The organism is Kitasatospora sp. NPDC057542, assembly GCF_042801945.1.
Lineage (GTDB): Bacteria > Actinomycetota > Actinomycetes > Streptomycetales > Streptomycetaceae > Kitasatospora.
Genome location: NZ_JBHVFE010000058.1, coordinates 1 through 19,487 on the forward strand (window position 1 = coordinate 1; position 19,487 = coordinate 19,487).

The 19,487-nt window shown below is 73.9% G+C and carries 10 protein-coding genes, 1 tRNA gene and 1 pseudogene; 4 read left to right on the top strand and 8 right to left on the bottom strand.

Annotated elements, in window-relative coordinates:
* Positions 1 to 28: 28 nt before the first annotated feature.
* From ACFU7Y_RS10505 to ACFU7Y_RS10515, 3 genes and pseudogenes are all read right to left on the bottom strand, one after another.
* Positions 29 to 104 (bottom strand) — tRNA-His (locus tag ACFU7Y_RS10505).
* 234 nt (positions 105 to 338) lie between these two features.
* Complete coding sequence (orn, locus tag ACFU7Y_RS10510) at positions 339 to 941, bottom strand: oligoribonuclease (RefSeq protein WP_224285345.1); 603 nt, start codon at positions 939 to 941, stop codon at positions 339 to 341.
* Positions 942 to 1,797: 856 nt separating this feature from the next.
* A pseudogene (locus ACFU7Y_RS10515) lies at positions 1,798 to 2,800 on the bottom strand (helix-turn-helix domain-containing protein); the annotation flags it as partial.
* A 992-nt stretch (positions 2,801 to 3,792) separates the two neighbouring features.
* On the opposite strand from ACFU7Y_RS10515, the gene ACFU7Y_RS10520 reads away from it, so the two are divergent.
* The gene (locus ACFU7Y_RS10520; protein ID WP_380767370.1) at positions 3,793 to 4,587 is read left to right on the top strand and encodes a GNAT family N-acetyltransferase; all 795 of its coding nucleotides are present in this window, start codon (positions 3,793 to 3,795) and stop codon (positions 4,585 to 4,587) included.
* 126 nt (positions 4,588 to 4,713) lie between these two features.
* Here the strand turns inward: ACFU7Y_RS10520 and ACFU7Y_RS10525 are convergent, their stop codons facing one another.
* Positions 4,714 to 5,898, bottom strand: a complete 1,185-nt coding sequence (locus tag ACFU7Y_RS10525; protein ID WP_380767372.1) for an HAD-IA family hydrolase — start codon at positions 5,896 to 5,898, stop codon at positions 4,714 to 4,716.
* A gap of 1,134 nt (positions 5,899 to 7,032) precedes the next feature.
* Here ACFU7Y_RS10525 and ACFU7Y_RS10530 point away from each other — a divergent pair.
* Positions 7,033 to 7,509: a universal stress protein gene (locus ACFU7Y_RS10530; RefSeq protein ID WP_224280910.1), complete on the top strand. Its 477-nt coding sequence runs from the start codon at positions 7,033 to 7,035 to the stop codon at positions 7,507 to 7,509.
* A 155-nt stretch (positions 7,510 to 7,664) separates the two neighbouring features.
* Here the strand turns inward: ACFU7Y_RS10530 and ACFU7Y_RS10535 are convergent, their stop codons facing one another.
* The 4 genes from ACFU7Y_RS10535 to ACFU7Y_RS10550 all read right to left on the bottom strand — a co-directional run bounded on the left by ACFU7Y_RS10535 (position 7,665) and on the right by ACFU7Y_RS10550 (position 14,121).
* A complete protein-coding gene (locus ACFU7Y_RS10535) occupies positions 7,665 to 8,855 on the bottom strand; it encodes an acyl-CoA dehydrogenase family protein (protein WP_224280909.1) in 1,191 nt (396 codons plus the stop codon).
* Positions 8,856 to 9,032: 177 nt separating this feature from the next.
* Positions 9,033 to 10,013: a hydroxymethylglutaryl-CoA lyase gene (locus ACFU7Y_RS10540; protein ID WP_380767374.1), complete on the bottom strand. Its 981-nt coding sequence runs from the start codon at positions 10,011 to 10,013 to the stop codon at positions 9,033 to 9,035.
* The gene (locus ACFU7Y_RS10545; RefSeq protein ID WP_224280907.1) at positions 10,010 to 12,268 is read right to left on the bottom strand and encodes a biotin carboxylase N-terminal domain-containing protein; all 2,259 of its coding nucleotides are present in this window, start codon (positions 12,266 to 12,268) and stop codon (positions 10,010 to 10,012) included. Before ACFU7Y_RS10545 ends, ACFU7Y_RS10540 begins: the two co-directional genes overlap by 4 nt.
* Before the next feature lie 143 nt (positions 12,269 to 12,411).
* On the bottom strand, positions 12,412 to 14,121 hold the full coding sequence (locus ACFU7Y_RS10550; protein ID WP_224280906.1) for a carboxyl transferase domain-containing protein: 1,710 nt from the start codon (positions 14,119 to 14,121) through the stop codon (positions 12,412 to 12,414).
* Between the two features lie 132 nt (positions 14,122 to 14,253).
* On the opposite strand from ACFU7Y_RS10550, the gene ACFU7Y_RS10555 reads away from it, so the two are divergent.
* Positions 14,254 to 14,919, top strand: a complete 666-nt coding sequence (locus ACFU7Y_RS10555) for a TetR/AcrR family transcriptional regulator (RefSeq protein ID WP_224280905.1) — start codon at positions 14,254 to 14,256, stop codon at positions 14,917 to 14,919.
* A gap of 451 nt (positions 14,920 to 15,370) precedes the next feature.
* The gene (locus ACFU7Y_RS10560) at positions 15,371 to 19,459 is read left to right on the top strand and encodes an ABC transporter transmembrane domain-containing protein (protein ID WP_380767377.1); all 4,089 of its coding nucleotides are present in this window, start codon (positions 15,371 to 15,373) and stop codon (positions 19,457 to 19,459) included.
* Positions 19,460 to 19,487: the final 28 nt, after the last annotated feature.

A 19,487-nucleotide genomic window follows, 5' to 3' on the forward strand; every position in this document is an offset into this window, starting at 1 on the left:
CTCTTGAAGAGATCGGCCCCTCGGGCTCTGGGGTGAGTGACGGGACTCGAACCCGCGGCCACCTGGACCACAACCAGGTGCTCTACCAACTGAGCTACACCCACCATCTGTCCGGTCCGTTCCCGCTCTCGCGTTCCCGTTCCGACAGGAAGAACTCTACAGGATCCGAGAGGGTGCTCGCGCCAGGGTTTCGTTCCGGCGGACACGGGCACCCCCTCAGGCCCTCCGGCGAGGTCCTGCCGGTGGTCCCGCCGGTGGTCCCGGGGCCGCCCGGCGGACGCTGTCGGGGACAGTCCTGTGGGCGCTGTCGGGGACGGCCCGGCGGGCCGGGCCCGGGCTCAGCCCGCCGGGGCCTGGTACTTCCCGGCGATCGCCCGCGCGGTGTCGGCGTCCGGACCGGGCTGCGGGACGAACACCGCCTCGCGGTAGTACCGCAGTTCGTCGATGCTCTCCCGGATGTCGGCGAGCGCCCGGTGGTTGCCGCCCTTCTGCGGGCTGTTGTAGTACGCCTTCGGGTACCAGCGGCGGGCCAGCTCCTTGATCGAGGAGACGTCCACGATCCGGTAGTGCAGGTGCTTCTCCAGGGCCGGCATGTCCCGGGCCAGGAAGCCGCGGTCGGTGGCCACCGAGTTTCCGCACAGCGGGGTCTTCCCGGCCTCCGGCACGTGCTCGCGCACGTAGGCGAGCACCCGCTCCTCGGCCTCGGCCAGGGTCATGCCCTGCTCCAGCTCCTCCAGCAGCCCGGAGGCGGTGTGCATGGCGCGCACCACCTCGGGCATGTTCGCCAGCGCCTCCGCCGGCGGCCGGATGATGACGTCCACGCCCTCGCCGAGGATGTTCAGCTCGGAGTCCGTCACCAGCACCGCGACCTCGACCAGGGCGTCCCGGTCGAGGTCGAGGCCGGTCATTTCACAGTCGATCCATACCAAACGGTCATTCACGCAACTCACCCTACGGCGCGATCACGCGCCGCGGGGACCGGTGGAGCCGAGCGGGGTGCCTCGGCCTGGTGCTCCTCCGGCCCGTCGTGCGTGCCGTGGCCGTCCGGGCGCTCGCCCTCCCGTCCGGTCCGGACCGCGTGGCCGTCCCGTCCGGTCCGGACCTCGCGCCCCGCCCGGGAGACCTCGGCCGCGGGCCGAGCGGCCTGGCCGCGGACCTGCGGAGCCCGCGCCTGGCGGCCCCGGAGCTCACCCGGACCGGAGCCCGGCTGCCCGGTCGGGGCCGGCATCCGCCCGGCGGCCGCGCCGTGACCGCGCCCGGCCGCACCCGGCTCGTCCGCGGGCCGCTCGGCCGCGCTCCGGTGCCCCTGGCCCTGGCCGCGCACCCCCGGCTGGGGGAGGCCGTCCTCCGCCGCCGCGTGCTCGGCGGTGCGCGGCGGACGTCCGGTCCCCGCTCCCGGCCCGGCCTGCGGCGGAACCACCGGCGGCCGCAGCGGACCGCGCCCAGTCGCACCCTGCTGCCCGGGGTGCGGCTGCTGTGCGGCCTGCTGGTGCGGGTACGGCTGACCGGCGCGGGCGTGGAAGGCCTGGCCGGCCGGCGTCCCGACCTGGCCCGGACCGAACCCGCCGGGCTGACCGTGCGCTCCCGGCTGCCCGTAGCCCATCTGCTGACCGTGCTGACCGTGCGGGCCGACCGGCACCGGCGCTCCCGGACCGGTCGGGAACGGCTGCGCCGACGGCACACCGTGCGCCCCGCCGAACAGCGGCCCGCCCGCCGGGGCGACCGCGCCCGCCGGGTGCGGCAGTGCTCCGGACAGCCGCAGGTCGCCGAGCCCTCCAGCCGGCGCGGGCGGCTGCTGGCCGGGCCGGCGGGCCCGGTAGCTGGTCCGGTACGCGGCCGGGGAGACTCCGAGCTGGCGGCGGAAGTGCCCGCGCAGCGCCACCGGCGAACGGAACCCGCAACGGCGCGCGACATCGTCCACCGACAGTTCCGAGGTCTCCAGCAGCCGCTGTGCCTGAAGCACCCGCTGGGTGATCAGCCACTGCAACGGAGCGCTGCCGGTGAGCGTGCGGAACCGCCGGTCGAAGGTGCGCCGGCTCATGTACGCGCGAGCCGCCAGCACCTCGACGTCGAACTGCTGGTTGAGGTTCTCCAGCGCCCAGGTGACCACCTCGGCCAGCGGGTCGTTGCCGATCTCCTCCGGTAAAGACTGATCGATGTACTGGGCCTGTCCTCCGCCGCCGCGGCGGCTCGGCACCACCAGGCGGCGGGCCAGAGCGTTGGCCGCTTCGGCGCCGTGGTCGCTGCGCACCACGTGCAGGCACAGGTCGATGCCGGCGGCGGTACCGGCCGAGGTGAGCACGTCGCCGTCGTCGACGAACAGCTCGCGCGGATCGACGTGGACCCGCGGGTAGCGCTTGGCCAGTGTCGGCGCGTACATCCAGTGGGTGGTCGCCGGGCGGCCGTCGAGCAGACCGGCGGCGGCCAGCACGAAGGCGCCGGTGCAGAGCCCGATGATCCGGGCGCCCTCGTGATGGGCCTTCCGCAGGGCGGTGATCGCCTCGACCGGCGGGGGCTGGGAGATCGAGCGCCAGGCCGGTACGACGATCGTGCCGGCCCGGGCGAGAGCCTCCAGGCCGTACGGCGCGGAGAGGGTCAGGCCACCGGTGGTGGCCAGCGGGCCCTCCTCCCCGGCGCAGACCAGCAGGCGGTAGCGGGGTACCCCGGCGTCCTGGCGGTCCACGCCGAAGACGGAGAGCGGGATGGAGCTCTCGAAGATCGGGGCGCCGCCGAAGATCAGCACCGCGACGGTCTCCCGGCGGCGCCGGCCGGACAGCTTGCGCGGGGCGGAGGCCGTCACCGGGGTCGGGGAGCCGTTCGCGCCGGGCCCGCCGTGGCCCAGCGGGCCGTGGCCGGAGGTGGCGCCGAGCGCGAGGCCGCCGAGCGGACCGCCGCCCGGCCCGGGAGTGGCGCCGGGGGCGCCGTTCAGACCCGGGGTGCCGCCGCCGTAGCCGGGATGGCCGGAATGGGCGAGGTGCCCGGGGTGGCCGGAATGGCCCGGGTGCTCGCCGCCGTAGGCCGGAACGGTGCTGACGATCCCTCGACTGACGGGCTGTCCGCCGTGGGACGGTCCGCCGAAGGCGGGCTGGCCTCCGTAGGGGGGCTGGCCTCCGTAGGAGGACTGGGCGCCGTAGGGCGTCGCCGCGCCGTGGTCGGCGGTGGTCGGTGCCGCACCGGGGCCGACGCCGGCGCCCGCCCCGGGGGAGGGCACTGCGGAGTACGAGGAGTGCGAGGCGGCGCCCGGAGTGCCGGAGATGCGGGTGGTGGCGGCGATCGCGGTGGTGCCAGTGCTTCTCGCGGACCGACCCGCGCTGCCGGCCGCCGCCTGGCCGCTGTCAGGACCCGCGTCGCTCCTGCTCACCCTGCTCAAGGCGCTCAAGCCCCCTCGGTGGTGTGGTGTGGGTGGTGCGGCACTGCTAGCCAAGATCGAAATCTATCGGGTGGACCATTGCCGTTGTGACAAGTTCACCATCCGACGCTATGTCGACATGGCAATTTGGCGTGATGCATTCGATCACGAAGCGTGGCACCCGTCGACCTTTCTGGGAAGAGGGCCGGGGCAACGGTGGCTGGTTGTCGCGGGGCGGTTCCTGGGGCGTCCGCCTCCGGTGCACCCGGCCGGCAGGTCTGGGCTGCGGATTTGCCCAAGCGGGAGGGATCGGCGCGAAATTGACCGAAAATCGGCGGTGCACGAGGGGGCGCACGAGGAGAAGTCATGCGCCTCCCAGGCTTCATCCGGCCAAGCCCGGTACGGCGGAACCGGGAACCGGACCGCCGGGCTACGGTCCTGCCGTGAACACCGACAGCCGGCTCGAACGGGCCAACGACAACGCCGCCGCCTTCTGGCTCGCCCAAGCCCGCGTCCACGGCTGGCAGTCCCGCACCCGCCCGGGGCTGACCGCGGTCCGGTGCGCCCGGACCCCGGACGATGCGCACCGCATCGTGGTGACCCGTCCCTACGACGAACCGGCCGTGGCCGAGCAGGAGTTGGCCGACCTGATGGCCGATTGGTCGACCATACGCTGCACCGTGGAGGACCCGTACGACCGGCTCGACCTCACCGGCCTCGGGGCCACCCGGATGCCGATCATGCCGGTGATGGTCCGGGACCCCGGACCGGTCGAGGGGGCGACCACCGTCCTGCCCGCGGTCTCGGAGGCGCACGGAGGCGGCGTCCTGACGGTCGATGAGGCGCGGGACGGCGACAGCTTCGCCGTGGTCGAGCGGACGATCGTGGAGGGTTTCCCGCTGCCCGCCCGACAGCCCTGGGTCCGGGCTGAGGCCCTCCCGGAACAACTGCTGGACGTACCCGGCTGGCGGGGCTGGCTCGGCCGCGTCGACGGCGCGGTGGCGGGCACCTGCCTCACCTACGACGACGGCCGGGCCACCGGCGTGTACTGGGTCGCCACCCTGCCCGACCGGCGCGGCCAGGGAGTGGCCCGCGCCGTCCTCCGGACCGCTCTGGCCCACGCGCACCCGGACCGCCCGGCCACCCTGGTCGCCACCTCGCTCGGCGAACCGCTCTACCGCAAGCTCGGGTTCGTCGAGCAGGCCCGTACCTGCTGGTGGACCCGTACCGTGGCGTAGCCGGCGGGCAGGTGACGTGGGCGGGGCGGGTGGAGTAGGCGGACGGCTGACGGGGCTCGGGGGCGCTGGGGAGGTTGGGAGGGTGGGACCGGGGCGTCGTAGGGATGCGGAGGGGCGGCCGGGGCTCTACTGCGCGGCGGCCACCGAGGCAGCGGACGCGGCCGTGGACGACGCCGCGGTGGGCGTAGCGCCGAAGACGGTCCGGGCGGGCGCGGCGCCGTCGGCCCCGGCGGTGGGGGGTGCCGGGCGGACGGGCGCGGCCGTGGCTGTGGCGGGGGTCGGGGCTGTGGTCGTGGCGGGGGTCGGGGCTGTGACGACGGCCGCCGCCGGGGCGGGACGGGGGTCGTCCGTGACCGGACCTGGTCTGCCACCCGTCCGGGCCCGGGAGCCCGCTCCGGTGTCAGGGCGGGCCTCGGCGATCAGGGCAAACCCACTGGGTCGGTTTCGGACACCGGGCCCGCCTGTGGGGACGGGCTCGCCGACCGTCCCGGCGGTGACGGGAACGGAAGCACTCGGGCCGGCCGGGGCGGCCACCGCGCGATGTGCGCCGGACCGTGCGCCGACCAGCGCCGTCGCGCGTACCGGCACTCCCGCTGCGGCCTTACGGAGCGGCCCGCCGGAACGGATGCCCGGCCGGGGCGAGGGCGCGTTCCGCGCGGCGAGTACCTGGCCGACGGCCTCCGGCAGGCCGGCCGCCTTCAGCGTCGGCCGGTAGCCGCTCTCCGCCCACGGCCGGCCGTGGTGCAGCCAGACGCTGCGCAGCCCGGTCAGTTCGGCACCGGCGATGTCGGCGGGCGCGTGGTCCCCGATCATCCAGGTGTGTTCGGCCCAGTCTCCGGTGGGGGCGATACCGCACCGCCGGGCGGCCATCTGGAAGATCAGCGGGTCCGGTTTGACGCAGTCGGCCTCCTCGGAGATAACCCAGCCGTCGACCAGCGAGCCCAGCCCGGTCCGCCGGATCTTCTCCAACTGTGGCCGGGTGCCACCGTTGCTGACGATCCCGAGGGTCCACCCGGCCGCCCGGGCGGAGCGCAGCGCCTCGACGTGCCGGGGCGGGCAGTGGATGTGGGAGTTGATGCCGCGTCGGTAGTGAGCCAGCAGGACGTCGGCGGAGACGTTCAGCCCGTAGCGGCGCCGGACCGCTGACAGTACGGTGCTGCGCGGTACGTAGCCGCCGCCGTCGAGGGTGACGAACCAGTCGACATCGCCCGGCGGGAGGTCGTGTTCGGACAGGAGGTTCTGCGCCCAGGCCCGGTAGGCCGCGTCCCGGGGCAGCAGGGTGTTGTCGAGGTCGAACAGGAGCAGGGGCATGCCAAGCATGGTGCCAGCGGCTGCACCTATGCACCTGGCAAATGCCAGACGGCGTCGCGAAGCCGTACGGAGTGGCTGAAACGGCCTCCGCACGCCCGTGGCAGCCGGCGACGCCCGTGGCGGCCGGGGCTGTTGGGAGCAGATCGGACGTCACGGTTCGCGACGTGTCGCAACGGATCGTCGCCGATCCATGACAGTCCGGTCACGGTGTCCCGTGGGGCTGTTGCGCCGCCCGGTCCGCTCAGTCAAGCTCCAGGGAACCTCCTTTCCGGAGGGGGCGCGATCGCCTGTGGGCGGGGCGCACTGACTCGGCGGGCGCATCCCCCTTTCGCGGGAACAACGTCGCTCCAGGGCTTCCTCGCTGGGCGGGGCCTCGTCCCCGTCGTACTCTGAAAGGAACAGGTCACATACGGTGCTGCGCGGCGCAGACCGACGCCATCCCGTGGGCGGGCCTGCTGCCCGGGCAGCGTTGTTCTCCTCTCCTGTCGGCCCCTCTCCATCGAAGAGCCGTGAGCCATGGCTGGTTTTGAGCCTCCCCGACCGGTTGAACCGGACGCGCCCCGCAGCGTGGACCCGGCCGAAGGGCCTGCCTCCGATCGCTCCGAGGGTCGTGCCGAGGTGCGCGCTGACCAGCGCAGCGACGATCAGCGCCGTGAGCACGGCAGTGAGCATCTCGGTGACCGCCGTAGCGACCACCTCGGTGACGGCTGCGGCGATGGCCGCGACGGCGGTCATGGCGACGGCCGCAGGGGCGGCAGCGGGGACGGGCCTGCCGACGGACGAGTCGACGCGCACGCCGAGGCCCCGGGCCGCGTCCCGGGCGGTCGGCCGAGTCCCGAGCGAGCCGACGTCGCCGAGGGGACCGAAGCAGCCGGAGCGGACCGTGCGGCCCGGCCGGCCGGCGCGGCACGGCCGACGGAGCCAGGGGAGCCCGGCCCGGGCAGCGATGGCCCGCTGGGCTTCGCGCGCGCTCTGCGCGGCTTCGCCCGCCGGGGCAGCCTGGCCCGCCGTGACCGCCCAGGGCCCCGCCCGAGGCGTGGCGAGCCCGCGGCCGACCCTGCCGGGTCTCCGGTGACGGGCCGCCTGGGCCCGGGCGCCGAGCGCCCGGAGGCGGCCTCCGGCGCGGCCGGCCCGCTGGGCGGGCACGCCGAGCCGTCCGGGCAGGAGATCCCGGCGCCGTCGCTCGACCCGGTGTTCCAGCACGGTGTGGTGGTCGGCTTCGACGGCTCGCTGTCGAGCGAGCGCGCCCTCGCCTACGCCGTGGGCATGGCGCGTCGTTCGCAGTGCGGGCTGGTGATCGTGCACGTCGCCAACCGTCTGCCCGCCACGGTCTGGGCAGGCTGCGAGCCACCCGTCTTCGTCGACCTTCCCGACCGCCGGACCGAGGTCCTCGGCCTGGAGCTCGCCTGCGCGGACTTCCTCGCCGGGGTGCCGTGGATCCTGGTCGAGCGTGGCGGGGACATCTGCCACGAGATCGAGGAGGTCGGCCGTGAGTATGCCGCCGACGCGATCGTCGTCGGCACGACGCACGGCCTGCTCGGCAAGATCTTCGGCTCGGTCTCCGGGCGGCTGGCGCGGCGGGCCAACCGCCCGGTGATCGTGATCCCCTGAGGCTCCGTTCCTGCGGCTCCTCCCGAAGCCTCTCCTGGTCTCCTCCTGATGCCTCCTCCGTCATGGGCTCCCCAACTCGCGCTGCGGAGCGATGCGTTGAGCGGTGTGCCGACCCGGTGAACGCGGTTCAGGAGGTGACCGTCAGGCAGTGATCGTCACGAACCGATGCCGAGCTCCCGGGCGATGAGCATGCGCTGGACTTCAGACGTGCCCTCCCCGATCTCCAGAATCTTGCAGTCGCGCCAGAAGCGGGCGACGGGGAATTCGTTCATGAAGCCGTACCCGCCGTGGATCTGGGTCGCCTCGCGGGCGTTGTCGACGGCGGCCTCGGACGAGTACAGCTTCGCGATGGCGGCCTCCTTCTTGAACGGTTCGCCGTGCAGCAGCCGAGAGGCGGCGTCCCGCCAGGCCAGGCGGGAGGTGTGGGCGCGCAGCTCCATGTCGGCAAGCTTGAACTGGATGGCCTGGTTGGCGCCGATCGGCCGGCCGAAGGCCCGGCGCTCGCCGGCGTACTTGACGGACTCGTCGACGCAGCCCTGGGCCAGGCCGGTGGCCAGGGCCGCGATCGCGATGCGGCCCTCGTCGAGGATCCGCAGGAACTGGGCGTAGCCTCGGCCACGCTCGCCCAGCAGGTTGGCCGCGGGAACGCGGCAGTCGGTAAAGGACAATTCGCGGGTGTCGGATGCGTTCCACCCGACCTTCGAGTACTTCTTCGAGACCTGGAAGCCGGGGGTCCCGGTGGGCACGATGATGGAGGAGATCTCCCGTACAGGCGAGCGGAATTCACCCTCTTCACTCGAACGAGCGATCGGTTCGGTGAGTGCGGTGACGGTGACCAGGCCGGTGATGTCGGTGCCGGAGTTGGTGATGAAGCACTTGGTCCCGTTGATGACCCACTCGTCGGTGGCCTCGTCGTACCGCGCCGTGGTGCGGGTGGCCCCCGCGTCCGACCCGCCCTCCGGCTCGGTGAGGCCGAAGGCGCCGAGGAGTTCGCCCGAGGTCAGCCGGGGCAGCCACTCGCGCTTCTGCTCCTCGGTGCCGAACCGGTGGATCGGCATCGCGCCGAGCGAGACGGCGGCCTCCAGGGTGATCGCCACCGAGGAGTCCACGCGGGCGAGTTCCTCCAGGGCGAGGCCGAGGGCGAAGTAGTCGCCGCCCATGCCGCCGTACTCCTCCGGGAAGGGCAGGCCGAAGAGCCCCATCCGCCCCATCTCCCGGACGATCTCGTAGGGGAACTCCTCCCGCTCGTAGAACCCGCCGATCTTCGGCGCCACCACGTCCTGGGCGAACTCGGCGACGGTGCGCCGCAGTTCCTCGTACTCGCTGCTGAGTCGGTGGTCGAGCATGGTGATCCTCCTGGCGTCCGGCCGGGTCGGCCGCGGACGTGAACGGGGTGACCGGCGTCCGTCGGTCGGTGTGACGGACGCACGATGTGATTGAGGGGCGGGAGTCGAGCGGTGCGGGTGGTGCGCGGCGCCGGCCGGGTGGTGCGGGCGGCCGGCGCCGGAACGGGAGCGGGCGGGTCAGCCCCCGGCGGAGCCGAGCAGCGCCTGGACGGTGCGGGACGGACTCGGGCGGCCGAGGCGCTCGGCCATCCAGCCGCTTGTCGCGACGAGGGAGCGCAGGTCGACGCCGGTCCGGATGCCGAGCCCGTGCAGCATCCAGACCAGGTCCTCGGTGGCCAGGTTGCCGGTGGCGCTCTTCGCGTACGGGCAGCCGCCCAGGCCGCCCGCCGAGGCGTCCACCGTGGTGACGCCCTCGCGCAGTGCCGCCAGGGTGTTGCTGAGCGCCTGGCCGTAGGTGTCGTGGAAGTGCACGGCGATCCGGCCGACCGGGACGCCGGCCCGCGCGAAACCCGCCAGCAGGGCGGTGACCTGGCCCGGGGTGGCGACCCCGATGGTGTCGCCGAGGCTCAGCTCCGTGCAGCCCAGCTCCAGCAGCTGCACGCCGTACCGGACCACCTGGTCGACCGGGACGGGGCCCTCCCAGGGGTCGCCGAAGCACATCGAGAGGTAGCCGCGGACCGCGACCCCGGCCCCGGTGGCCCGGGTCACGACCGGGCGGAACATCGCCATGGCCTCGTCCGCCGAGCGGTTGAGGTTGCGGCGGGCGAAGGTCTCGGTGGCGCTGGCGAACACCGCGATGTCGGCGGCGTGGTGGGCGAGCGCGCGGTCCAGGCCACGCTCGTTGGGCACCAGCACCGGCAGCCGCAGGCCCGGGTGGCGCTCCGGCAGGCCGGCGAGCCGGGGGACCAGCTCCTCGGCGTCGGCCAGCTGCGGTACCCATTTCGGGTGAACGAAGCTGGTGGCCTCGACGGTCCTCAGCCCGGCGGCCGCGAGCCGGGCGATGAACTCGGCCTTGACCTCGACCGGCACCAGGGACTTCTCGTTCTGCAGGCCGTCGCGCGGTCCGACCTCGTGGATCCGGACCTCCTCGGGCAGGCCGGGGGCGCGGACCGGGTCGGGCAGGCCCAGGTCGAGGGCGTCGGGCTCGCGGGCGGTCACGACCGGACCTCCGCGGGCTCGGCGGGGGCCGCGGCCGGTTCGGCCGGGGCGTCCCCGACCACCGCGTCCTCGACCGGGGTGACCACGACCAGCAGGTCCTCCATCGCGACGGTGGCGCCGGCGGTGGCCCGCAGTTCGGCCACCACGCCGTCGTGCGGTGCGGCGATCACGTGTTCCATCTTCATGGCCTCCAGGACGAGCAGGGGCTGTCCCTTGCGGACCGTCTCGCCCGCCGTGGTCTTGACGACGGTGACGGTGCCGGGCATCGGGGCGGTCAGGGCGCCGTGGTGAGCGGCGGCCCCGACGGCGCTCTCGACGACCGGGTCGAAGGCGTGCAGCGGCCAGGCGTCGCCCTCGATGCCGAGCCAGGTCACCGGTCCGGCGGCGAGGCCGGGGGTGGCGTCGGTGGCCAGCGAGAACGTGGTCCGGAGGCCGTCGACTGTCAGGTGCAGCCGGTCGTCGGCCAGGGTCGCGCGGGCGCGGTGCGTGGGGCCCTCGTCGAGCCGGAGCTCGACCTCGCGGGTGGGCCCGGCGGAATTGTCAGTGGCATCGGCTACGTTGCCCGCAGTGATCGAACGGACGCGCACCGCCACCGGGTCCTGGCCGGGGGTGCGGAGTCGGTGGGTGGTCCAGGCGGGGGTGCCGCCCAGGCGCCAGCCGGAGGGAAGGGAGAACGGGTCGGTCCAGCCGTCGGGATCGGCGGCCGGGGCGAGTTCCAGGTGCCGTGCCAGTGCGGCCGCGTAGTAGAGGAGGTGAGCGGGCGACGGCGGTTCGGCCGCCGCGGGCGTGCTCGGGGTGGTCGCGTTCGTGGGGGAGTACGGCGCGGTGAGCAGGGCCGGTTGCTCCTGCGCCGTCTGCTCCACCAGGCCGGTGTCCAGGCGGCCGGCGGCGACGTCGGGGTGTGCGAGCAGTCGGCGCAGGAAGCCGGTGTTGGTGGTGACGCCCAGGATGCGGGTGTCGGCCAGCGCCGCACGGAGCCGGCGCAGCGCGGTCGGGCGGTCGGGCCCGTACGCGATGACCTTGGCGAGCATGGGGTCGTACGCGCTGGTGATGACGGTTCCGGGGGCCACCCCGGAGTCGACACGGATGCCCTCGCCCCGGGGCTCGTCCAGGGTGAGGATGCGGCCGCCGGTGGGCAGGAAGTCCCGTTCCGGGTCCTCGGCGCAGATGCGGGCCTCGATGGCGTGGCCCAGGAAGGAGATGTCGGACTGGGCGAAGGAGAGCGGTTCACCGGCGGCGACGCGCAGCTGCCACTCGACCAGGTCGAGCCGGACCGAGTCCGCGCCGACCGCGACGGCGAGTTCGGTGACGGGGTGTTCCACCTGGAGACGGGTGTTCATCTCCATGAAGAAGAAGTCCCGCACTCCCTCGGCGGCGGAGGCGGGGGCGTCCGGGTCGATGCCGGGGACGATGAACTCCACGGTGCCGGCGCCGGTGTAGCCGCAGGACTCCGCGGCGCGGACGGCCGCGGCGCCCATCGCGGCGCGGGTCTCGGCATTCAGGAGAACGGAGGGAGCCTCTTCGATCAGTTTCTGGTGGCGGCGCTGGAGGCTGCACTCGCGCTCGCCGAGGTGGACGGTGGTGCCGTGGGCGTCGGCGAGCACCTGCACCTCGATGTGACGCGGCCGGTCGATCCAGCGCTCCAGCAGCAGGGTGTCGTCGCCGAAGGCTGTCCGGGCGACACGGCGGGCGGCGGCGATCTCGGTCGGCAGGTCGGCGCGGTCCCGCACGAGCCGCATGCCCTTGCCGCCGCCGCCGGCGGACGGCTTGAGCAGCACCGGGTAGCCGATCTCGTCGGCGGCGGCGACGAGTTCCTCGTCGGTGGGCGCGGTGGCCCGGCTGCCGGGGACCACCGGGACGCCGGCGGTCCGGACGGCCTCCTTGGCGTTGATCTTGTCGCCCATCAGCTCGACCGCAGCAGGAGGTGGTCCGATGAAGACGAGGCCCGCGTCGGCGCAGGCGCGGGCGAAGCCGGGGTTCTCGGCGAGGAAGCCGTAACCGGGGTGGACGGCCTGGGCGCCGGTGCGGCGGGCAGCGGCGAGGATCTGGTCGGTCCGCAGGTAGGTCTCGGCCGCTGAGCTGTCGCTGCGGTCGGCCGGGCCGAGCCGGACCGCGACGTCGGCCTCGCGGACGTGCGGCGCGTCGGCGTCCGCGTCGCTGAACACGGCGACCGAGCGGACGCCGAGCCGCCGCAGGGTGCGGATCACCCGGAGGGCGATCTCGCCGCGGTTGGCGACCAGAACTGTGTCGAACATGGGAGGCGTTCCTCCGGGTCGAGGGGAGCCGTACGAAGGAGGTGGCGGTGGGCGGTCGGGGCGCCGGCCCGGGTGGGCCGGTGCCCCGGGGAGTCACACCCGGAAGGGAGGGGTCACGGGAACAGGGGTGACACGACGAGGGATCACATGCGGAAGACGCCGTACGGAGCGGGCGGCGCCAGCGGCGCGTTGGCACAGGCGGTCAGCGCGAGACCGACGACGGTGCGGGTGTCCATCGGGTCGATCACGCCGTCGTCCCAGAGCCGGGCGGTGGCGTAGTAGGCGTTGCCCTGGCGCTCGTACTGCTCGCGGACAGGGCGCTTGAACTCCTCCTCCGCCTCGGCCGGCCACTGCTCGCCGTGCGCCTCCAGCTGGTCGCGGCGGACGGTGGCGAGGACGGAGGCCGCCTGCTCGCCGCCCATCACGGAGATCTTGGAGCCCGGCCACATCCACAGGAAGCGGGGTGAGTAGGCGCGGCCGCACATCGAGTAGTTGCCGGCTCCGTACGAGCCGCCGATCACCACGGTCAGCTTCGGGACACGGGTGCAGGCGACGGCGTTGACCATCTTGGCGCCGTGCTTGGCGATGCCGCCCGCCTCGTACTGCCGGCCGACCATGAACCCGGTGATGTTCTGGAGGAAGAGGAGGGGGATGCCGCGCTGGTCGCACAGCTCGATGAAGTGGGCGCCCTTGAGGGCCGACTCGGAGAACAGCACGCCGTTGTTGGCGACGATGCCGACCGGGTGGCCGTGGATCCGGGCGAAGCCGGTGACGAGGGTCGAGCCGTACTCGGCCTTGAACTCGGCGAACCGGCTGCCGTCCACCAGCCGGGCGATCACCTCGCGCACGTCGTAGGGCGTGCGTGGGTCGACCGGCACGGCCCCGTACAGACCCGCCGGGTCGACGGCCGGCGGCTCGACCGGGGTGAGCGGCCACGGCTTGGCCTCGCGCGGGCCCAGCCCGGCGACGATCGTGCGGACGATGGAGAGGGCGTGGGCGTCGTCCTCGGCCAGGTGGTCCGTCACGCCCGAGGTGCGGGAGTGCAGCTCGCCGCCGCCCAGCTCCTCGGCGGTGACCACCTCGCCGGTCGCGGCCTTCACCAGCGGCGGACCGCCCAGGAAGATCGTGCCCTGGTTGCGGACGATCACGGCCTGGTCGCTCATCGCCGGGACGTACGCGCCGCCGGCCGTGCACGAGCCGAGCACGGCGGCGATCTGCGGGATGCCCGCGGCGGAGAGCCGGGCCTGGTTGTAGAAGATCCGGCCGAAGTGGTCGCGGTCCGGGAAGACCTCGTCCTGCATCGGGAGGAAGGCGCCGCCGGAGTCCACCAGGTAGACGCAGGGCAGCCGGTTCTCCAGCGCGACCTCCTGGGCGCGCAGGTGCTTCTTCACCGTCATCGGATAGTAGGTGCCGCCCTTGACGGTGGCGTCGTTGGCGACCACCACCACCTCGCGCCCGGCGACCCGGCCGATGCCGGCGATCACCCCGGCCGCGGGGGCCGCGCCGTCGTACATCCCGTCCGCGGCCAGCGGGGCCAGTTCCAGGAAGGGGGAGGCCGGGTCGAGCAGGGTGTCCACCCGGTCGCGGGGCAGCAGCTTGCCGCGGGCGGTGTGCCGGGCGCGGGCCTTGGCGCCGCCGCCCAGGGCGGCCGCGTCGAGCTTTGCGCGCAGCTCGGTGACCAGGGCCCGGTGCGCCTCGGTGTTGGCGCGGTAGGCCTCGGAGCCGGGATCGACGGAGCTGCCGAGCCGGGGCGCCGGTGCGGCGGCCGCGGGCTGGGCGGCACCGGGCGCCGTCGTGCCGGTCGCCGCGCTGAGCCGGACACCGGTGGGTGTGCCGGCGGTTGAGATGACCATTCCCAAGAGCTCCCTTGCCCTCGGCACCAGGTGGGCAGCCGGGTACGGTCCGCCCGTGATCGCCACGTTAATTAACGTTAACTTACGCGCCCAGGTTAACGGCCGATAACCCGACTGTCTACGATGGACGGCATGCCGAACGTCCCCGCAGCCTCCGCGCTCCCACGCCGCGACCAGATCCGCCGGGAGGCCGCGAGGCTGTTCGCCGCCCGGGGCTTCCTCGGCGTCGGCGTGGACGAGATCGGCAAGGCCGTCGGGATCAGCGGCCCCGGGCTCTACCGGCACTTCGCCGGCAAGGATGCGATGCTCGCGGACCTGTTGATCGGCATCAGCGAGCGCCTGCTGGACGAGGGGCGCCGCCGGGCGGGTGGCGGCGAAGGCCCGGCAGCCACGCTGGACGCGCTGATCAGTGGGCACGTCGACTTCGCCCTGAACGACCGGGACCTGATCACCCTGCACGACCGCGAGCTGCTGAACCTCAAGGAGGAGGACCGGCGCACCGTCCGCCGGCTCCAGCGCGGCTACGTCGAGCTGTGGGTGGACGTGGTCCGGCAGGCCTACCCGCCACTGGCCGACCCCGCTGCCGAGCCGGTGGCGCGGGCCGCCGTGCACGCCGTCTTCGGCCTGATCAACTCGACCCCGCACAGCCTCGGCCCGAACCCCGACCAGGCCGAGCGCTCCGCCCTCCAGCGCGACGGCATGGCCGCCCTGCTCCATGCCCTCGCCCACGGCGCTTTCGCGGCGGCCGCGGACTCGGCCGCCTCCCCCGTCGACGGTTCGGCGTCCGCTGGGGCCTGACTGCCGGTGCCCCGGGCAGTGCCTCCGGCTCCGTTCCGGTCGCCGAGCGGTCCTTCGCCGAGCAGTCCGTCGCCGAGCGGCCTGTCGCGAAGTGGCCCGACGGAGATCGGCTCGGCGGAGAAGGGGTCGGCGGAGAAGGGGCTGGCGGAGAATGGTCAGAGGGCGAAGGTTCCGCCGGTGAAGGCCCGGCGGCAGCCCGCCCCGAGTCCTCATCCCGAAGAACGGCGCCCGCCCGCCTCTGGCCGCTGGCCGTCATGACGGCCGTCGGCGACCCTGGAGTCGGCCGGGGGAGAGTGGGCCATGTGAGTGTTCCACCGGGAATCACCGCAGGCGGCTGGCTGTTGGCCAGTCCGCCGGACCGGATGGTCAGGGCTGCCCCGGCCCGCCCCGAACCCACCCGGGCCGGAAACGCCATGGCGGCCACCCGACGAAATGGTTAGCATCCCTAAATATGCCTGAGACTCACGGATCCACGGTGGAGCAATCCCCGAGCGGCCCCCCGGCCCCCGGCCCGACCCCGGAGGTCCCCGTCGACAGCCTGCAGCCCGCCGTCGAGAACGCCGGGCCGGTCGCCGGAGACGGCGGGCCCGCCGTCGAGAACACCCAGCCCGCTGCCGAGGGTGCCGAGTCGGCCGGCTGGCTGCGCCGCCTGATCGGCTACAGCTGGCGGTCCCGCCGCAGCCTGCTGCTCGCCTTCGGCGCCTCGCTCCTCGGCATGGCCGTCACCGCGCTGGTGCCACTGGTCACCAAGCTGATCATCGACGACGTCATCGTCGCCCACACCCGTTCGCTGGCCCCCTGGGCGGTGGTGCTGCTGCTCGCGGCCCTCGTGGTCTTCGGCTGCACCCAGGTCCGCCGCTACTACGGCGGCCGGCTCGCGGTCGACGTCCAGCACGACATGCGCAGCGACCTGTTCCGCTCGCTCGGCCGGCTCGACGGCCACCGTCAGGACCGGCTGGACACCGGCCAGGTGGTCGGGCGTGCGACCTCCGACCTCCAGCTGGTCAACGGTCTGCTCTCGATGCTGCCGATGATGACCGGCTACCTGCTGATGTTCGTCATGTCGCTGGCCGTGATGGTCTGGCTGTCCCCGCCGCTCACCCTGATCGCCCTGGTCATGGCCCCCGCGCTGTGGTGGGTCTCGGTACTCAGCCGCAAGCGCCTGTTCCCCGCCACCTGGGCCGCCCAGCAGGAGGCGGCCGCCGTCGCGGGCGTGGTGGACGGCGCGATCGGCGGCGTCCGCGTGGTCAAGGGCTTCGGCCAGGAGGCGCAGGAACGCGACAAGCTGGAGCTGGCCTCCCGCAACCTCTTCGCGGCCCGCCTCCGGTCGATCCGGCTGAACGCCCGCTACAACCCGGCGATGCAGGCGATCCCGGCACTCGCCCAGGTCGGCGTCCTGGCCTTCGGCGGCTGGCTGGCCGTCGACGGCCGGGTCACGCTCGGGACCTTCGTCGCCTTCTCCACCTACGTCGCCCAGATGACCGGCCCGGTGCGGATGCTGACCATGGTCATCACCGTCGGCCAGCAGGCCCGGGCCGGCGTCGAGCGCGTCCTGCAGCTGATCGACGAGCGACCGCTGGTCCAGGAGCGCCCGGACGCCCGCACCCTGGACCTCGCGCACGGCGACACCCCGGCCGGGGCCCCGGAGAACGGCGTACCGGCCGACGCCCCCGCCGCCACCGCCCCCGCCGCCACCGCCTCCGGCACCACCGCCCCCGCCGCCACCGTCGGTGCGCGGACCCCCGACGTCGCCCTGGAGTTCGACCGGGTCGAGTTCCGCTACGACCCCGAGCACCCCGCCCCCGTCCTGCACGGCCTCAGCCTGAAGCTGGCTCCCGGTGAGACCCTCGCCCTGGTCGGCGCCTCCGGCTCCGGCAAGTCGACGGTGGCCCAGCTGGTGCCCCGCTTCTACGACCCCGCCGCCGGCGCCGTCCGCCTGTACGGCCACGACCTGCGCGACCTCACCCTGGACTCGGTCCGTGCGGCGGTCGGCATCGTCCCCGAGGAGAGCTTCCTCTTCTCCGAGTCGGTCCGCACCAACATCGCGTACGGCCGCCCGGACGCCACGGACGAGCAGGTGGTCGCCGCCGCCCGCGCCGCCCAGGCCGACGAGTTCATCCGTGCGCTGCCGGACGGCTACGACACCAAGGTCGGCGAGCAGGGCCTGACCCTCTCCGGCGGCCAGCGCCAGCGCATCGCGCTGGCCCGGGCGATCCTCACCGACCCCCGGATCCTGCTGCTGGACGACGCCACCTCGGCCGTGGACCCGCAGATCGAGGCGGAGATCCACGACGCGCTGCGCTCGGTGATGACCGGCCGCACCACGCTGCTGATCGCCCACCGCCGCTCGACCCTCCAGCTCGCCGACCGGATCGCCGTCCTGGAGCGCGGTCGGCTGCTGGACCTCGGAACGCACGAGGAACTCGAAGCCCGATGTCCCCAGTACCGGGCCCTGATCACCGACCCCGAGGCCGGTCGCACCGGCCGGCAGTCCATCCCTGAACCGGCGTCCGCAGAGGCGTCCGGGCGGGCGACCGAGCAGCAGGCCGCCGGCGGCGCTCCCACCGGCGACGCACAGACGGCCCCCGGGAGCGACAGCGCCGGAACCACCGACAGCGCCGGAACCACCGGAACCCAGGCCACCCCCGCCCTCCCCACCCCCGCCCTGGCCAAGGCCGCCCGCACCGCCGACCCCGACCTGCTGGACAAGGTCGCGGCCCTCCCGCCCGCCTCCGACACCCCGGCCGTCCCCCGCGCCGAGGCCGAGGCCGGCGACCCCGACTTCACCCTACGCCGTCTGCTGCGCCCCTTCCGCACCCCGCTGCTCATCGCCTTCCTGCTGGTCGCCCTGGACGCAGCGGCCGGCCTGGTGCTGCCGGTGCTGATCCGGCACGGCATCGACGAGGGCGTCCGCAAGGGCCTGATGTCCGGCGTCGCGGTGGCCTCGCTCACCGCACTCGTCGTGGTCCTGCTGGACTGGGTGGTGCAGGGCGCCGAGAACCGGGTCAGCGGCCGTACCGGCGAGCGCGTCCTCTACACGCTCCGGCTCAAGATCTTCGCCCACCTCAACCGGCTCGGCCTGGACTACTACGAGCGCGAGCTGACCGGCCGGATCATGACCAGGATGACCACCGACCTGGACTCGCTGACCTCCTTCCTCCAGACCGGCATGGTCACCGCCGTGGTCAGCCTGCTGACCTTCGCCGGGATCTTCGCCGCCCTGCTGATCATCGACGCCGGCCTGGCCCTGGTGGTCTTCGCCGTCCTGCCGCTGCTGGTGATCGCCACCCTGGTGTTCCGCAAGAAGTCCAAGGACCAGTACGAGCGCTCCCGCGACCTGATCAGCGCCGTCAACGCCGACCTCCAGGAGAACGTGGCCGGCATGCGGATCGTCCAGGCCTTCCGCCGCCTGGACACCAACACCGACCGCTTCGTGGCCCGTGGCATCGCCTACCGCGAGGCCCGGGTCCGGGCCCAGCTCTACATCTCGCTGTACTTCCCGTTCGTCCAGTTCCTCTCCAGCGTGGCCGCCGCGCTGGTGCTGATCGTCGGCGCCGCCCGGGTCGACGCGGGGACGCTGACGGTCGGTGCGCTGGTCGCGTACCTGCTCTACATCGACCTGTTCTTCGCGCCGGTCAACCAGCTGTCCCAGGTGTTCGACGGCTACCAGCAGGCTTCGGTCGGGCTCGGCCGCATCCGCGAGCTGCTGCGCACCCCGACCACCACCGCCGAGGCGCTCGACCCGGTCCCGGTGGCCAAGGGCCTGCGCGGCGAGATCTCCTTCGAGGGGGTCGGTTTCGCCTACAACGGCGGCGCCGACGGTGCTCCGACCGTGCTGAGCGGCGTGGACCTGCACATCCCGGCCGGGCAGACGGTTGCGCTGGTCGGCGAGACCGGCGCCGGCAAGTCGACGCTGGTGAAGCTGGTCGCCCGGTTCTACGACGCGACGGAGGGCACCGTCCGGGTGGACGGGGTCGACCTCACCTGCTACGACCTGGCGCAGTACCGCCACCGCCTGGGCGTGGTGCCGCAGGAGGCGTACCTGTTCGCGGGCACCGTCCGCGAGGCGATCGCGTACGGACGGCCGGACGCCTCGGCGGCCGAGGTGGAGGCGGCGGCCCGGGCGGTCGGCGCGCACGACATGATCGTCCGGCTCTCGGGCGGCTACGACCACGAGGTGGCGGGCCGCGGGCGCAACCTCTCGGCGGGCCAGCGCCAGCTGATCGCGCTGGCCCGGGCCGAGCTGGTCGACCCGGACATCCTGCTGCTCGACGAGGCCACCGCGGCGCTCGACCTGGCCACCGAGGCGGCGGTCAACCAGGCTGCGGACCGGCTCAGCGGGGGCAGGACCACCCTGGTCATCGCCCACCGCCTGACCACCGCCGAGCGCGCCGACCGGGTGATCGTGCTGGACCACGGCCGGGTGGTCGAGGACGGCACGCACACCGAACTGCTCGCCCGGGGCGGCACCTACGCCCGGCTCTGGCAGGCGTTCATCGCCGACGGCCACCCGGCGGTCGAGGCCGTCGCCGCAGGATAGGGCCGCTCCGCACCCGGAACCCCGCTCA

What these genes read in the sequence shown, in the direction of transcription:
- ACFU7Y_RS10525 (WP_380767372.1), bottom strand. Translation starts at nt 5,898, where the DNA reads ATGCCCCTGCTCCTGTTCGACCTCGACAACACCCTGCTGCCCCGGGAC.
- ACFU7Y_RS10555 (WP_224280905.1), top strand. Translation starts at nt 14,254, where the DNA reads ATGCCGAACGTCCCCGCAGCCTCCGCGCTCCCACGCCGCGACCAGATC.
- ACFU7Y_RS10550 (WP_224280906.1), bottom strand. Translation starts at nt 14,121, where the DNA reads ATGGTCATCTCAACCGCCGGCACACCCACCGGTGTCCGGCTCAGCGCG.
- ACFU7Y_RS10560 (WP_380767377.1), top strand. Translation starts at nt 15,371, where the DNA reads ATGCCTGAGACTCACGGATCCACGGTGGAGCAATCCCCGAGCGGCCCC.
- ACFU7Y_RS10535 (WP_224280909.1), bottom strand. Translation starts at nt 8,855, where the DNA reads ATGCTCGACCACCGACTCAGCAGCGAGTACGAGGAACTGCGGCGCACC.
- ACFU7Y_RS10545 (WP_224280907.1), bottom strand. Translation starts at nt 12,268, where the DNA reads ATGTTCGACACAGTTCTGGTCGCCAACCGCGGCGAGATCGCCCTCCGG.